Source organism: Monashia sp. HAY1-2A (genome assembly GCF_056755315.1).
This window is the reverse complement of the sequence record NZ_JBNDHY010000424.1, coordinates 1-270: the sequence shown is the minus strand read 5'-3', so window position 1 is coordinate 270 and position 270 is coordinate 1. Positions and strand designations below refer to the sequence as shown.

The 270-nt window shown below is 63.7% G+C and carries 1 protein-coding gene; it reads right to left on the bottom strand.

What is annotated here, in order from left to right:
* Window positions 1-270, bottom strand: a 270-nt coding sequence (locus tag ACPYOM_RS22570) for a GntR family transcriptional regulator (protein WP_481347674.1), incomplete at both ends; no start/stop codon positions are given.

Genomic DNA, 270 nt, shown 5'->3' with positions numbered 1-270 from the left:
ATGCGCGCACACGCCAGGCGGGCGTTGACGGGCTCGATCGAGAGCCGGGCCTCCATGAGTTCGGCGAAGTCTTCGCGGGTAAAAACCGGAGCTACCCTGTAACCCTTCAGGGCCACACGACGGACCATCCCCGTATGCTCCAAACGAGCCAGCGCCTCACGCACCGGCGTCGGCGAAACGTCCAGTTCGCGCGCCATTCCGTCAATGCTGACGGCAGCCCCTGGCTTCAGCCGGCCATCCATGAGCCATTCAAGCAGGGCTTCATAAACG